Annotated in this window: 12 protein-coding genes; 3 read left to right on the forward strand and 9 right to left on the reverse strand. The window is 71.3% G+C overall.

Going from position 1 to position 14549, the window contains the following annotated elements:
* Positions 1 to 185 precede the first annotated feature (185 nt).
* The 7 genes from ACLQ2R_RS06590 to ACLQ2R_RS06620 form a co-directional block, all read right to left on the reverse strand.
* Complete coding sequence (locus ACLQ2R_RS06590; RefSeq protein WP_425958421.1) at positions 186 to 2033, reverse strand: acyclic terpene utilization AtuA family protein; 1848 nt, start codon at positions 2031 to 2033, stop codon at positions 186 to 188.
* Complete coding sequence (locus ACLQ2R_RS06595; protein WP_425958422.1) at positions 2033 to 2821, reverse strand: enoyl-CoA hydratase-related protein; 789 nt, start codon at positions 2819 to 2821, stop codon at positions 2033 to 2035. The genes ACLQ2R_RS06590 and ACLQ2R_RS06595 overlap by 1 nt, the downstream gene beginning before the upstream one ends.
* 65 nt (positions 2822 to 2886) lie before the next feature.
* Entirely contained in the window at positions 2887 to 5166 is a 2280-nt protein-coding gene (locus tag ACLQ2R_RS06600; RefSeq protein WP_425958423.1) for an acetyl/propionyl/methylcrotonyl-CoA carboxylase subunit alpha, read from the reverse strand.
* An 8-nt stretch (positions 5167 to 5174) separates the two neighbouring features.
* Positions 5175 to 6758: an acyl-CoA carboxylase subunit beta gene (locus ACLQ2R_RS06605; protein WP_425958424.1), complete on the reverse strand. Its 1584-nt coding sequence runs from the start codon at positions 6756 to 6758 to the stop codon at positions 5175 to 5177.
* Positions 6755 to 7426, reverse strand: a complete 672-nt coding sequence (locus tag ACLQ2R_RS06610) for a TetR/AcrR family transcriptional regulator (RefSeq protein ID WP_425958425.1) — start codon at positions 7424 to 7426, stop codon at positions 6755 to 6757. The genes ACLQ2R_RS06605 and ACLQ2R_RS06610 overlap by 4 nt, the downstream gene beginning before the upstream one ends.
* A 131-nt stretch (positions 7427 to 7557) precedes the next feature.
* Positions 7558 to 7761 carry a DUF397 domain-containing protein gene (locus ACLQ2R_RS06615; protein ID WP_425958426.1) on the reverse strand — a complete coding sequence of 68 codons (204 nt, stop codon included), beginning with the start codon at positions 7759 to 7761 and terminating at the stop codon, positions 7558 to 7560.
* Between the two features lie 9 nt (positions 7762 to 7770).
* A complete protein-coding gene (locus ACLQ2R_RS06620) occupies positions 7771 to 8613 on the reverse strand; it encodes a helix-turn-helix domain-containing protein (protein ID WP_425958427.1) in 843 nt (280 codons plus the stop codon).
* A 400-nt stretch (positions 8614 to 9013) separates the two neighbouring features.
* Between ACLQ2R_RS06620 and ACLQ2R_RS06625 the strand changes: the two genes are divergently transcribed.
* The 3 genes from ACLQ2R_RS06625 to ACLQ2R_RS06635 all read left to right on the forward strand — a co-directional run bounded on the left by ACLQ2R_RS06625 (position 9014) and on the right by ACLQ2R_RS06635 (position 10131).
* Positions 9014 to 9454: an ATP-binding protein gene (locus ACLQ2R_RS06625; protein WP_425958428.1), complete on the forward strand. Its 441-nt coding sequence runs from the start codon at positions 9014 to 9016 to the stop codon at positions 9452 to 9454.
* Entirely contained in the window at positions 9451 to 9687 is a 237-nt protein-coding gene (locus ACLQ2R_RS06630; protein WP_425958429.1) for a hypothetical protein, read from the forward strand. Before ACLQ2R_RS06625 ends, ACLQ2R_RS06630 begins: the two co-directional genes overlap by 4 nt.
* Positions 9688 to 9915: 228 nt before the next feature.
* On the forward strand, positions 9916 to 10131 hold the full coding sequence (locus tag ACLQ2R_RS06635; protein ID WP_425958430.1) for a hypothetical protein: 216 nt from the start codon (positions 9916 to 9918) through the stop codon (positions 10129 to 10131).
* Positions 10132 to 10247: 116 nt separating this feature from the next.
* On the opposite strand, the gene ACLQ2R_RS06640 is transcribed toward ACLQ2R_RS06635, so the two are convergent.
* Positions 10248 to 11510: a 5'-nucleotidase C-terminal domain-containing protein gene (locus ACLQ2R_RS06640; protein WP_425958431.1), complete on the reverse strand. Its 1263-nt coding sequence runs from the start codon at positions 11508 to 11510 to the stop codon at positions 10248 to 10250.
* A gap of 931 nt (positions 11511 to 12441) precedes the next feature.
* Positions 12442 to 14484 carry a protein kinase domain-containing protein gene (locus ACLQ2R_RS06645; protein WP_425958432.1) on the reverse strand — a complete coding sequence of 681 codons (2043 nt, stop codon included), beginning with the start codon at positions 14482 to 14484 and terminating at the stop codon, positions 12442 to 12444.
* Between the last annotated feature and the right edge of the window lie 65 nt (positions 14485 to 14549).

A 14549-nucleotide genomic window follows, 5' to 3' on the forward strand; every position in this document is an offset into this window, starting at 1 on the left:
TTCCCGCCCGCGACGGTCAATAGCGGCCCGGACCGCGGAGGCGGTCCCTGCTCCGCACGCGACCTCGCCGGGCCCTCCGTGACGGGCGGGAACACTCGGCGAGACGCCGGCCTCCCGGGGGGATTCCCGCCGCCCACCCGGTCGCCGTCGCCGGGGCCCCGCCCGGAAGAGCCGGCGATCCAGGGTCAGAGCAGGTGGCGCGGGACGTCGGCGAACCCGGCGCGGAGCTCCTCGCCGAGGGCCTTGGCCTGCGCGTCGAGACGGGGACTCGCGGCCACGCCCCGGCCGAGGAGGCCGTGCACGACGAAGTTGAGGGCGAGCAGGTTGGGCAGCTCGAAACGTTCGACCCTCAGCCCGGCGGTGGAGGGCAGCAGCTCCGCCAGGCGCTCGGTCGTCAGGTGGTCCCTCAGCCAGCCGAACCGTTCAGGGGTGGCGACCCAGACGCCCAGGTTGGCGTTGCCGCCCTTGTCCCCGGAGCGGGCACCCACGATCGTGCCCAGCGCCACCCGCACACTCCCCGCGTCCCGGCCGACGTCGTCACCGGGGACGGCGTCGTGCTCGTCACCGGGCACGGCCTCGTGTCCGTGGCCGGGGTCGTCATCGGACGCGGCATCGTGGCCGGGGCCGTCACCGGGCGCGGCACCGGAGACGGCACCGGTGGCGTGCCCGGTGTTCTCCGCGATCCCCGCCCGCGTCCCTCCCACGCTCCCGGCGTCTCCCGTGCCCTGCGGGTCCTCGGTGCCTCCGGCCGGTGTGCCGGGGAGTTCGTGGCCGTCGAGCAGGACGCGGGCCCGTACCGTCTCCGCCGGGACCAGCGTCGGCCAGTAGACCCCGTACGGCGAGGCGTCACCGGGAGGGGTGAGGCCGTAGAAACCGGGATAGCTCGCCAGGCCCGTCTCGACCACGGCCGAGGAGAAGGCGCGTCCGGCCCTGCGCCGGTCGGCGTCCATCACGGTGACGCGCAGCAGGGCCGTCCCGGCGAGCGGGGTCAGCTCCACGTGGACCTCGTCGAACGACTCCTTCGGCACCCGCGACCAGATTGCCTCCTCCGCCAGGCGGGCCTTGGCCTCGATGTCCAGGCCGGTCAGCACGAGCGTCATCGTGTTGCGGTAGCCCGCCAGGTAGTTGACGGCCACCTTGAGCGTGTCCGGCGGCGCCTCACCGCGCACCCCCGAGACGCGGACCCGGTCCGGGCTCTGCTGCTCCAGCCGGATCGTGTCGAAGCGCGCGACCACGTCCGGGCCGAGGTAGCGGGGCGAGCCGATCTCGTACAGCAGCTGCGCGGTGACCGTGCCCACCGAGACGAGCCCGCCGGTGCCCGGGTGCTTGGTGACCACGCACGACCCGTCGGCCTCCAGCTCCACCAGGGGGAACCCGCAGCGCGTCAGGTCCGGCACCTCCTCGAAGAACGCGTAGTTGCCGCCGGTCGCCTGGCAGCCGCACTCGATGACGTGCCCGGCGACCACGGAACCGGCCAGCGCGTCGAGGTCGCCGGGCCCCCAGCCGTACCGCCAGATCCCCGGCCCGGTGACCAGGGCGGCGTCCGTGACGCGGCCGGTCACCACCACGTCCGCCCCGGCCGACAGGGCGGCGGCGATCGGGCGGCCCCCCAGGTAGGCGTTGGCGGTCAGCGCGGGGGCGGGCAGCGGCTCGCCGGTGTCGGCGTTCGGCGCGCCCGCCAGATCGCGGCCGGTCAGGTCGTCACCGGTGACGCAGGCGACCCTCACCGGCAGCCCGAGGCGCCCGGCCAGCTCGCGCACGGCCTCGGCGCATCCGGCCGGATCCAGCCCGCCCGCGTTGGAGACGACCTTCACCCCCCGCTCCAGGCACGTCCCGAGGACCTCCTCCAGCTGCGTCAGGAAGGTCGTCGCGTAGCCGGGCCGGCCCTTGGCCCGGTTCCCGGCCAGGATCAGCATGGTCAGCTCGGCGAGCCAGTCGCCGGTGAGCACGTCGATCGGGCCGCCCTCGACCATCTCCCTGGCGGCAGAGAGCCGGTCGCCGTAGAAACCGGAGCAGTTGGCGACGCGCAGCATCAGAGCGCCGCCCCCGGCGGCACCCAGGAGGCCGGCCGCTTCTCCATGAAGGCGGCGATGCCCTCCTGCCCCTCGGCGGAGGTGAAGCGCCGCGCCGACAGCTCGGCCATCTGGCGCATGCCCTCCTCGACGCTCAACGACGGCACGGTCCGCACCAGCTGTTTGGTCAGGGCCAGCGCCTCGGGACCGCCGCGCAGCAGCATGCCGGTGTAGTGGGCGACCGTCGCGTCCACCTCCTCCTCGGGCACGGCCCGGGTGAGCAGCCCGATCTCCGCGGCGCGGGCGGCGTCGAAGGTCTCGCCGGTGAGCAGGTACTCGGCGGCGGCGCGCGGGTCGAGCCGCCGCAGCACGGTCACCGAGATCATCGCGGGCACCACGCCCAGCCGCACCTCGCTGAACGCGAACGACGCCGAGGCGGGGGCGATCGCGAAGTCGCAGGCCGCCACCAGGCCCAGCCCGCCGGCCCGCGCGGTGCCGTTCAGCCTGCACACGACCGGCTTGGGGCTCTCCCAGATCAACTGCATGATCTCCGGGAACGACGCGGTCACCGGCGCCTCGTGGGCCGCGCCCGGGGCGACCCGCTGCTCCTTGAGGTCGGCGCCCGCGCAGAACACCGGCCCGGTGGCGGTGAGCACGATCACCCGGACGCTCTCCTCCGCCAGCGCCCACTCCAGGCGCTCCTCCAGATCGCCCAGCAGCCGCACCGACAGGGCGTTGCGGTTGCGGGGGGAGTCGAGGGTGATCGTCGCCACCCCTCCGGACGCCTCCCCGTGCACCAGGCGATCCACCGGCCAACCTCCATCGGTTCTCATCCCGCTCCTCTCCGCGAAGGGCCGCGGCTCGGCAGGAGGGGTCACGCCCGCTCCTCGATCACGACCAGTACCGCCCCGGCCTCCACCTGGCGTCCTGGCGTCACGTTAACCGCCGTCACCGTACCCGGCGCGGGCGCGGTGATCCGGTGCTCCATCTTCATCGCCTCCAGCACCACGACCGCCTGCCCGGCGCCGACCGTCTCCCCGGGGACGACGTCGACCCGCAGCACCGTACCGGGCATGGGGGCGGTCAGGGAGCCGGGGGGTACGTGGTCCACGGGTTCGGGCAGGAGGTCCAGCGGGGTGAGCCGCACCGCCCCGAGCGGGGAGTCCACGTACGTCGTCCCCGTCGTTCCTGCCGATGCCGGTCCCGGCGTGCCGTCGTAGCGCGCCACCTCGAACCGGTGCCGTACGCCCCGGGTCTCCAGTACGACCAGCGAGGGGGTCGCGCTCACCAGGACCGTGCCGGGGAAGCCCTCGGCCCGCAGGCCGTCCCTGGTGATCCGGTACGGGACCTCGGCCTCGGCCTCGGCGAAGACCGCCCGCTGCGGCTGCGACACCACGTTGCGCCACCCGCTCGGCAGCCCCGCCTGCACGGTCGCCGCCTCCCGGTTGGCCGCGGCCCGCGCGAGCGCGGCGGCGAGGGCGGACAGCCGCACGACCTCGGGACCGCTCGGCGGGCCGTGACCGTCGGCGTCCCCCGGCTCGTGCGTCGTGCCGTCGGTATTGCCGTCCTCGGTGTTCGCGGTGTTCGCGGTGTTCGCGGTGCCTTCCGCAAGGCCGTCCCCGGCGCCCTCCGTAAGGCCGTTCCCGACGTCCGCCACGGGACAGTCCGCCGCGTCGCCGGGGGACCCGCTCGCCGGACCGGTCAGGCCGTGCTCCTGGAGAAACCCGGTGTGCGTCTCCCCGGCCAGGAAGGCCGGATGGCGCAGCACCGCGACCAGCAGGTCCCGGTTGGTGACCGGGCCGTGGATCCGCGCGCCCGCCAGCGCGGCGGCGAGCCTGCGCACCGCGTCGTCGCGGCCCGCCCCGTACGCGATCACCTTGGCGAGCATCGGGTCGTAGTGCACGCCGATCTCCGAGCCGTCCTCCACCCCGGAGTCCAGCCGGAGCCCGTACCGGCCGCCCGGTGCCGGGGCGAAGCGGGAGTCCACGCCGGGCACGGCGAAGCGGTGCAGGGTGCCGCTCTGCGGGAGCCAGTCCCGCGCCGGGTCCTCGGCGTACAGGCGCACCTCCACGGCGTGCCCGGAGGGCTCGGGCGGCGCCTCCGGAAGCCGGGCGCCCTCGGCGACGCGAAGCTGCCACGCGACCAGGTCGATCCCGTACACGCACTCGGTCACCGGGTGCTCCACCTGCAGGCGGGTGTTCATCTCCAGGAAGGCGACCGTGTCTCCCGCGACCAGAAACTCGACGGTCCCGGCGCCCACGTACCCGATGGTCCGCGCGGCGGTGACGGACGCGTCGAACAGCCGGGCCCGCGTCGCCGGGGAGAGCGCCGGGGACGGCGTCTCCTCGACCACCTTCTGGTGCCGCCGCTGGATCGAGCACTCCCGCTCGCCCAGCGTCCACACCGTCCCGTGCGCGTCGGCCAGGATCTGCACCTCGATGTGCCGGGCCCCCTCCAGCAGGGGTTCGACGAACACCGTGCCGTCCCCGAACGCCGCCAGGGCCTCCCTGCGGGCCGACTCGACGGCCTCGGGCAGGTCGTCGGTCAGGCGCACCACGCGCATCCCGCGCCCGCCGCCCCCGGCCGACGCCTTCACCAGCAGGGGTACGGGCCACCCGGACGCGGACCCGCTCATCCGGGTGAACACCGCGTCCAGGTCCCGTTCCAGGTCGTCCATGGAGTAGCCGGGACCGGCGGTGAAGCCGGGCAGCACCGGCACGCCCGCCCCGGCCATCAGCGCCTTGGCCTCGATCTTGGACCCCATCGCGGCGACGGCCGCCGCGGGCGGCCCGACCCAGGTCAGCCCCGCCTCCGGTACGGCCCGCGCGAAGGCGGCGTTCTCCGACAGGAAGCCGTAGCCGGGGTGGACGGCGTCCGCCCCCGACCTGCGGGCCGCGTCGACGATCCTGTCCGCGGACAGGTAGCTCTCGGACGGCCTGGCGCCGCCGAGCCGTACCGCGTGGTCGGCCTCGGCCACGTGCGGCGCGCCGGCGTCCGCGTCGGAGAAGACCGCGACGGTCTCGATGCCGAGGTCGCGGCAGGTACGGAAGACGCGACGGGCGATCTCGCCCCGGTTGGCGACCAGCAGACGGCGGATCACCGTCACAGGCACGTTCTCCGGCGCGTTCGCGTGCGGGTTCGCGGGCACGGGCATGGTCACGATCACATCCGGAAGACGCCGAAACCCGAGGGCTCCGGGACGGGGGCGTTGTTGACGGCCGACAGGCACAGGCCCAGGACCGTCCTGGTGTCGCGGGGGTCGATCACGCCGTCGTCGTAGAGACGGCCGGACAGGAAGAACGGCAGCGACTCGGCCTCGATCTGCGCCTCCACGAGCTGCCGCATCGCCGCGTCGCCCTCCTCGTCGTAGACCTGGCCGCGGGCCTGCGCGGCGGCCCTGCCCACGATGGACAGCACCCCGGCGAGCTGGGCGGGCCCCATGACGGCGGACTTCGCGCTGGGCCAGGCGAACAGGAAGCGGGGACCGTACGCCCGGCCGCACATGCCGTAGTTGCCCGCCCCGTACGAGGCGCCCATGACGATCGTGATGTGCGGGACGGTCGAGTTGGACACCGCGTTGATCATCATGGCGCCGTGCTTGATGATGCCGCCCTGCTCGTACTCCTTGCCGACCATGTAACCGGTGGTGTTCTGCACGAAGATCAGCGGCGTCCGGGTCTGGTTGGCGAGCTGGATGAACTGCGCCGCCTTCTGCGCCTCCTCGCTGAACAGCACGCCCCGGGCGTTGGCCAGGATGCCGACCGGATAACCGTGCAGGCGGGCCCAGCCGGTCACCAGGCTCCCGCCGTACAGCGGCTTGAACTCGTCGAAGTCGCTGCCGTCCACGATCCGGGCGATCACCTGGCGCGGGTCGAACGGGACCTTCAGGTCCTCGGGCACGATGCCCAGCAGCTCGTCCTCGTCGTACGAAGGGTCGCGCGCCGGCCCGGGGGAGACGCCGAGCCGGGAGCGGTTCAGGCTCCTGACGATCCGCCGCCCGATCCGCAGGGCGTCGTGCTCGTCGGCCGCCAGGTGGTCGGCCAGCCCGCTGACGCGGGCGTGCATCTCGGCGCCGCCCAGCGACTCGTCGTCGGCCTCCTCACCGGTGGCCATCTTGACCAGCGGCGGCCCGCCGAGGAAGACCTTCGCGCGTTCCCTGACCATGACCACGTGGTCGCTCATCCCCGGCACGTACGCCCCGCCGGCCGTGGAGTTGCCGAAGACCAGGGCGATCGTGGGGATCCCGGCCGCCGACAGGCGCGTCAGGTCGCGGAAGATCCGCCCGCCCGGGATGAAGATCTCCTTCTGGGTCGGCAGGTCGGCCCCGCCCGACTCCACCAGGTTGATCAGCGGCAGCCGGTTCTCGAAGGCGATGTCGGCCGCCCTGAGCGTCTTGCGCAGCGTCCATGGATTGGACGCGCCGCCCCGCACGGTCGGGTCGTTGGCGACGATCACGCACTCGACGCCCTCGACCACCCCGATCCCGGTGACCACGCTCGCTCCCACCGGGAAGTCGCTGCCCCAGGCGGCCAGCGGCGACAGCTCCAGGAACGCCGAGTCGGGATCGACGAGCAGCTCGATCCGCTCCCTGGCCAGGAGCTTGCCCCGGGCACGGTGCCGGTCGGCGTACTTGGGGCCGCCGCCCGCCACGGCCTTGGCGTGCTCGGCGTCGAGCTCGGCCAGTTTGGTGAGCATCGCCTCGCGCCGTGCCCGGTACTCGTCGGCCGGGATGTCCGGCAGGGTCATGGCCGCGCCTCCTTCGTCACCGTTGACGTCACCGTCAGGTCCGTGGTGCGGTTCGCCGGTGTGGGCGTCAGGCCGATGGCCCGAGCCCAGAGCGTCGAGAGCAGGGCGACCGCGGTCCCCTCGTCGGCGCGTTCGCCGAGGTCCAGCCAGACGTGGGCGAAGTGCTCGACCATCCCGCCGAGCATCACCGCGGTCAGCCGCGGGTCCAGCGACGGGTCGGCCAGGCCCTGCTCCTGCAGGCGCCGCAGCCCCTCGGCGCCCCGCCGCACGAAGACCTCGCGCAGTTCGAGCAGGAGGTCGCGGAAGCTCTCGTCGCCGATCGCGGCCTGCTCCAGCATCCGTACCAGCCGCGAGTTGGAGGCCCAGGCGCGCAGGTAGAGCAGGTTGGCGGCCTCGATGCGGGCGTAGGGGGCGTCCCCGGCGGCGGGCCCGACCAGGCTGGCGCTGAACATCTCGCCGACCACGGCGGCCGCGACCTCGCGGAACAGCTCCTCGCGCGATCCGAAGTAGGTGTAAAAGGTGCCGTGCGAGACCCCGGCGCGCGCGCAGACGTCGTCGACGCGCACCGCGTCGTAACCGCGCTCCTCGAACGCCTCCCGCCCGGCCCGCACGAGCGCGGCCCGGGTGCGACGGCCCCGGTCACCCAGCGTCTCAGACTTGACGATCACGTCAAGTACGTTAGCTCACAACCGGGATTTCCTCGACCGGCCACCGGCCACCGGCCACCGGCCGAGCCGCTCCCGAGACGACAGCCCTGGCCCGGCGGTTTGTCGCGATCATGCCTGTATGGCGAGTGACGTCAGCCTAAATTGCCATTCCTGACACCGCGAATGAATACGGCCCATTCTCTTGAGGGGAACGTCAGGACGGGGCCGCCGGGGTCTTTGGAGTCCCGTACGGCCTGACCTCCACCGGGGAGTGTGGCGACCTCGACGCAGTTGTCGCCCGAGCCGGAAAGAGAGCTCTTCAGCCAGGTCGGCGAGGAGGTTCGGGGAGTGTTCATGATCGCCTCTCAGTTCAACTGATCGATCAATTCGGCCATACGCGCTACGGACGAGCTCGGACTGAGCGCAGATGACCGTATGAGGTCGAAGATGAGCTTATAGCGTTGAAGCTCTTCGTGAGTCTCCAGATACAGGTCACTTGTCGCGGTTTCGATGTAGACAATACTTGGATCATCTTGGTCCTGGAAATTCAGGATTGTGAACGCTCCATCCATCGCGGCATGGGCTCCGGCGGAGTCGGGGAGGACCTGAACGTGGATGTTCGGTCTGGCGCTCATCTCGATGATGTGCCGCAGTTGTTGCCGCATCACCGACGGACCGCCTACGGTCTTGGTCAGCGCGGCTTCGTCGATCACGGCCCAGAGGGCGGGGCACGTCTTGTCGTGCAGGATGGTCTGCCTTGTCAGCCGTGCCTCCACGCGGCGACTGATCTGCGTGTCCTCCATCACCTGGCCACCCTTGAACATCGCTGCGGCGTAGTCTTTGGTCTGGAGCAGTCCGGGCACGCGAAGATCCTCATATGTGTTTATCAAGGATGCTTCTGCTTCGAATCCCGCAAGGGAGCCGCGCCAGATGTCCTGGTAGTTGGACCACCAGCCTTTCTCTCTTGATTGACGGGCGAGCGTAAGAATGGCCTCGTGCTGCACTGGATCCGTGACCGCGTAGAGGTCCAGAAGCGCCCGGATGTTTCCCAGATCTGGTCTGGTCCATTTGTTGGCCTCCATCTTGTTGAGGCGACCACGTGACCACTCCAATCGGCGCCCCGCCTCCTCGACACTGAGGCCGGCTTGCTCACGCAGGCGAATGAGTTCGGCGGAGAGGCGGCGTCGACGAACCGTAGGACTTGCCACAAGTTCCCCCTTTGTAGCAAATGGGACATAGTCTCATATTGAAACTATCGCCTTGAAAGTATCAACGTGATCAGTCACGATGAAGATAGCACTCATAACTCCGTGTGATGGCAGCTGCTCGTGAATGATCATGTTCGCTCGTAGAAAGGCTCGTCAGCCACGCGCATGGAGACGGGCGTTGTCCACGGAGATACAGAAAGCCGCGCTGGAAGCTCGATCACGCTGACGGGGGGGCGCACTTACGACGCTGTGCAAGGCCTGATCAGACGCGCCACCGTTTCGCTCGTCGCATGCGCTCGTTTTGATCACAACAAGCGAAGGTATGGCCCCGGCGTCCTCGGGCGTGGCGACTCGACCACCCGCCCGAGGACTGAACCAAGAACTCGGAGTTTCCTGATCTATGAAGAACCCTAACGCCGTTCCACCTCCCATAAGGGCCGACAGCAAAACGCGGGAGGCGAACTGGGACCTGCCCGTCCATCCCGAAACAGTGGGCAAGGCGCGTGGTCTCGTGCGTGAGACCCTCACCGTCTGGGACGTGCCCAGCGTGGTGGAGAACGTGACCATGGTCGTGTCCGAACTGGTGAGCAACGCGATCCTGCACGGGAAGGCTCCGGTGACCCTCGCCCTGTACCAGTACGGACGGATCGTACGAGGAGAGGTCACCGACCACGGCACCGCATGGCCCACCCCGACCCCGGCCGGTCCGGACGAGGAACACGGTCGCGGGCTGGCGATCGTCACGGCCTACGCCGACAGGTGGGGCGTCGTGCCGGCGCAGAACGGCGATCCGGATGGCAAGACCGTCTGGTTCGTCTGCGCGGAGTGGAGATCCCGGTGAACGGCCCGCTGTCCGTCCTGGACCTGCCCGGCGGTGTGCGCATCTGCGCGGGATGCGGTACCAGCGTTGTCACGCTGGCTGCCGCCGTACGCCTGATCTGGGCCGACATCACCGACGACGTGCTCCCGGCGGAGGCCGTCGAGCAGATCACCGCGCCGGTCGCAGACGTCTGGGTCGACCTGCTGTGCGACCCGTCCTGCCCGCCCGGCGACCACGAGCGGCACCCGGGCTGACTGCCATGTCACCATGCCGGACGGCCCTCCCCGTCCGGCCCGTTACCGAGTCATGCGACGGTGACCCGGTCCACACTCCGGATTCGGCGAGCGGCGGCGGAAAGACGGCCGGCCGTACCGAAGGACGTCCCTGCGATCGCGTCGGTCACGGTGGTCGGCCGGTGAGGTTCCTGAAGAAATTTCAGCGAAAACGCGTATGGAGCAGACGGTGCCGGGAAGCGGCAGGCCATGAACGACACGCCTGACGAAGCATCGAACACGTCCAAGAACGACTCCTACGCCGCCGGTCTCCCCCTCGGCATCGGCGTAGGTCTCGCCATCGGCACGGCCCTGGGGATCGCCCTCGACAACCTGGCCATGGGCATCGGCATCGGCGTCGCCATCGGCGCCGGGCTGGGCGCGGCCTTCATGGGATGGGGCGCCGGCAAGAAGAAGGGCAGTTGAGGGAACCGCTCGTCGACGACCGCCACGGTCGCCGGGCGGGACACGTTCCGCCCGGCGACCGTCGCGACGAGCCGGCCCTCGGACGTCCCGTCCGATCGTGCGGGCCGGCGGTGAACCTAGCGAACGGTGACCCGGTCGCCCTTCGGGGAGTGAACCGGCGAGTGATTGGCGATGTACGACGCCAGCGCCGCCTCGTCGTCCGGTCCGCCGTGGTAGACGCCGAGGCTCCCCCGCCACGCGGGGAAGCCCTCCTGGCCGCCCGACAGGTACCAGTTGGCCGCGATCTTGAGCACCTGCGTGTCGGTCACCGGGGTGCCGTTCAGCGTGAGTTCGGTGACCGTCCCGCCCTTCAGCGTGTAGCGGAGCGCGGACGAGGGGGTCAGCACCCCGATCGCCGGGGTCGCGTGCCCGAGCAGCGTCTTGAGCTGCGCGCCGGTCATCGAGTGCACGTCGATGACCTTCCTTCCGGGGGTGAGGCCGTGCAGATCCTCGACGGTCACGGGACCGGCCTTCAGGCTGAAGCGGGGCGCGCTCATCGAGAGCTTGCTGACCAGGGCGAACTGCGCGCCGGAGACGGCCTGGACCGCCTCCCACTGTGAGTCGGCCATCAGCTCGGCCAGCGGGCCGCCCCTGTCGGTCGGCTTGACGTCCTCGGCCATGACGCCGAACCGCACGCCGGAGAGCCGCGGCTCGCACTTGAAGTAGTGGAAGACGTTGGACGTGAGGCCGTCCGGCTGGTCGATCTCGATCCGGGCCGAGCTCTCGCCCGACTCGTGGTCCCAGGTGAACGTGTCCAGCACGGTGGTGAAGACGGCCCCGTGGTCGGCCGGCACGTTGACGGTCTTCCACTCCCGGGTGCCGGCCAGGCGGTACCGGAAAGTCTGCGCGCCGGCGGGGAGCCCCTCGAAGTAGCCGTGAAGCTTGAAGTTCACCGGGCACTTCGACGGGTCGGTCCGCTCAAGGGCGATGCTCACCTTGCGCACCGTGTTCCGGGCGGGGTCGTCGTCCTGCCCGGCGGGGGGCGGGGTGGTCCCGCTGTCCGGCCTGTCGGCCTCGGGCCTGCCGGCTCCCGGACCGCCTGCCTCCACGGCGGAGACGGAAACGCTGTTCCACACGTCGCCCGTGCTCTCGTCGTCACCGGTGCAGGTGACGGCGAACAAGGCCTTTCCGGAGGTCTTCCTCACCGGGCCTGCCAGGCGGACCGCACCCCAGCCACGGGCGTCACCGGTGACCTTGAGCGCGGTGGAGAGCCGGACGGTCTTGAGGCCCTTGCCGCCGACCCGGTAGGTCCTGGCGCGGCTCCTGTCCCCGTCACTGAAGGTCCACGCGTACTTCAGCGCCACCGGGGCCTTGACCTTCACCGTGGTGGACAGCGTCACGGTCTTCGGGCAGGGGCCGTTATGGGCCTTCGGCGAGGCGGAAACCTTACCGAAGACAACGGGGCCGGGGGCCGCCTGCGCCCCCGATGTGAAAGCGCCGGAGACAAGGGCGACAACGGCCACCAGTCCGCCGATCCGGCGCATGGCCACGGTTGATGATTTCACAGGATTCCTCTCATTCGATCTTGACCGGTGAATCCTGGCAGGTCTTTGTCAACGAAAGGTAACAATCTCGGCGGTGCTGCTTCTGCCGACGAATATGAAAGGGCCGCCTTCCCGATGAGTGTGACGTTTTTCTTCTCCTTGACGCCGTGGTCCGTCGAGTGATCTCGCAGGTAGAAGCCCTTAAGATGTGGTCGCCAGATTCATCATGACTCCGTCCGGTCGAGGAGATCCGGCCGCACCACATCAGGGCGATCTTCGTATGAAGCCGAAAATTTACCCCGAAAGTCGGGGGTCGGCGATCGCCTGGGAAGGAAACCCCCTGAAGGTAAGCCGATCCGGCACGGAATCGCGCGAAGAGAAATCCGCGAGCCGGTTGCATCGTGAACACGAGAAAAACCGCTCGGTGACTTCAAAGGCCGATGAGCGTTGCGGACGAAGAAAGCACGGACGGCGCCCGGTGGAAATCAACGGAAGCCGACGAGAATCGACGGTAACCGATGGGTCCGACAAAATTACGGCGTCACGACGATTCCCGACGGGACCGGGCGAACGCGCCGCACGGTGAGGAACGCGACCGGCATGGACGGTGGGACGAATCTCCCCGCCGCCCGGACGCCCCTGTCGGGGACGAGGACACCGAGCGGGTCGACGTCCCCCTTGATCTCGTGATGGCCTTCAGACACCCGGGGACTCGGCCGCCCGGACGCCTGAATGACCGGCCGGACGCGCGGGGGCCCGGCCACCCGGATGTCCGGCCACCCGGCGTTCAGCCGCAGTGGCTCCAGCCGCTTCTCCAGGACAGCGAGCCGTACGAGCCGCCCCAGATCACGCACTTCCTGGCGGCCGGGAGGCGTACCGGGCCCGCGTAGGCGGTGAACCTGCCGGGGTTGCCCCCGCGGGAGCCGCCCTTCACGCGGAGCGTCGCGTTCATCGCCACCTTGCCGGGGACCACATACCTCGACATGGTCACGACGCAGTTCCGGCCCGCGGCGGTGTCGTGGAGCAGGTAGACGGTGGCGGCGCCGCCCAGCGCGTGGGAGCCGACCACCCGGTAGCCGCCGCCGCACACCCCGGTGGCCGTGTACGGGTTGGATCTGCGCGGGGTGGGCTTCGGGCTCGGCTTGACGGTGGGCTTGGGGGTCGGCTTGACGGTGGGTTTCACCGTCGGTCTGGTCGTGGGTCTGGCGGTCGGTTTGACCGTCGGCACGGGCGTCGGCTTGACGGTCGGCGTGGGGGTGGGTTTCACCGTCGGTCGCGCGGAGGGCGTGGCGGTCGGTCCGCCCGACGTGCCGGGGGCCGGGGAGCCGCCGGGAGTCCTGGTCGGCCGCGCCGATGCCGTCGGTTCGGCGGACGGGGCCGGCCCGGTGCCCGTGGCCGCCGGGTTCGCGGAGGAGGCGCCGCCGGATTCCCGTTCCCCCTCTCCGGCCTCCGCCCATCGGCCTCCGCCGGGTCGCAGCGACGGCTGTGCGACGTGCCGGGACCGCTGGGGCGGGGCCGCGGTGGTCGTTCCGTCCTCGGCGGGGACGGGAGGTTCTCGCCCGGCCTCGGACGGGCCGCCGGGAGCGGCCGCCGGGCCTGGCCCGTTCCCCGCCGCGCCGGGGATCGCCCCCCGTGCCGCGGCGCTCTCCTCGTTCTGGAGGAGTACCATGGCCCCGGTGGCCGTGCCGAGGGCGGCCACCACCGCCACCCCGGCGAACAGGAGCCGCATCGGCCGGCGTGGCCGCTCCGGCGAGGGCTCCCCATCGGTGGGCCCGCCGCCCCGGGGACCTCCCGGCACGGCCGTGTCCACGAGCGGCACACTCCCGCTCCGGGTGTCCCCGACCGGTGCGCCGGCCGTGGCACCGGCCATGGAATCGCCCTCGGAACCGGCCGCTGAGACGCCCCTGGGACCGGCTGTGGAGTCGCCCTCGGTACCGGTCGCTGAGTCGGACGTGGAACCGGTCGTGAGGCCGACCGGGGAACCGGTACCGGTACCTGCCGTACCGCCGCCGGGGGCGGGGAGGAGGATCGCGCCCGTCAGGCGGCCGACCAGGTGCTCGGCCTCCGGGCGCAGCGCCGGGTCCTTGGACAGGCAGGCCGCGACCAGGTCGCGCAGCGGCCCCTCCAGGGCGCCCAGCTCGGGCTCGGCGTTGAGGATCCGGTTGATCACGGCGGCGATGGAGTCCTGGCCGAACGCGGGCCTGCCGGTCGCCGCGAAGACCATCGTGACCCCCCAGGCGAACACGTCGGCCGCGGCCGTCACCTCGCCCGTCCCCAGCTGCTCGGGCGCGAGGTAGGACGGGGTCCCCATGGTCACCCCGGTCGCCGTCGTCCCCGGCGAGTCCAGCGCCCTGGCGATGCCGAAGTCGATCACCACCGGGCCCTCGGGCCCCATGAGCACGTTGGCGGGCTTGAGGTCGCGGTGCAGGATGCCCGCGCGGTGGATCGCGGCCAGCGCGGTGGCGGTGCTGATGGCCAGCCGTTCCAGGGAGGCGCCGCGCCGGGGCCCCTCCCGCTCGACCAGGTGGCGCAGGGAGGGGCCGGGGACGTACTCGCTCACGATGTACGGACGGCTGCCGTCGAGGTCGGCGTGCAGGACCGGGGCGGTGCAGAAACGGGCGACCCTGCGCGCGACCGAGACCTCGCGCAGGAAGCGGGCCCTGGCCTCGGGGTCGCCGGCCGACCCGTGGTGCAGCAGCTTGACGGCGACCGGCTCGCCCTCCGGGCCCCGGCCCAGGTAGACGGTCCCCTGGCTGCCGGTCCCGAGCCGGCCGAGCAGCTCGAACCCACCCAGCCGACGGGGGTCCTCCGGCGTGAGCGGCTCCGCCATGATGCCCCCTGACAAGACCCCGCGAATGGAATGCGTGGTGAGGAACGCTACCAGCGGGGGCGATG

The sequence above is a fragment of the Streptosporangium sp. DT93 genome (assembly GCF_049844535.1).
Classification (GTDB): Bacteria; Actinomycetota; Actinomycetes; order Streptosporangiales; family Streptosporangiaceae; genus Streptosporangium.

Bases quoted from the DNA above. Each gene is read 5' to 3' on its own strand.
- ACLQ2R_RS06605 (WP_425958424.1), bottom strand. From the start codon at position 6,758: ATGACCCTGCCGGACATCCCGGCCGACGAGTACCGGGCACGGCGCGAG.
- ACLQ2R_RS06600 (WP_425958423.1), bottom strand. From the start codon at position 5,166: ATGCCCGTGCCCGCGAACCCGCACGCGAACGCGCCGGAGAACGTGCCT.
- ACLQ2R_RS06645 (WP_425958432.1), bottom strand. From the start codon at position 14,484: ATGGCGGAGCCGCTCACGCCGGAGGACCCCCGTCGGCTGGGTGGGTTC.
- ACLQ2R_RS06635 (WP_425958430.1), top strand. From the start codon at position 9,916: ATGAACGACACGCCTGACGAAGCATCGAACACGTCCAAGAACGACTCC.
- ACLQ2R_RS06615 (WP_425958426.1), bottom strand. From the start codon at position 7,761: ATGAACACTCCCCGAACCTCCTCGCCGACCTGGCTGAAGAGCTCTCTT.
- ACLQ2R_RS06625 (WP_425958428.1), top strand. From the start codon at position 9,014: ATGAAGAACCCTAACGCCGTTCCACCTCCCATAAGGGCCGACAGCAAA.
- ACLQ2R_RS06590 (WP_425958421.1), bottom strand. From the start codon at position 2,033: ATGCTGCGCGTCGCCAACTGCTCCGGTTTCTACGGCGACCGGCTCTCT.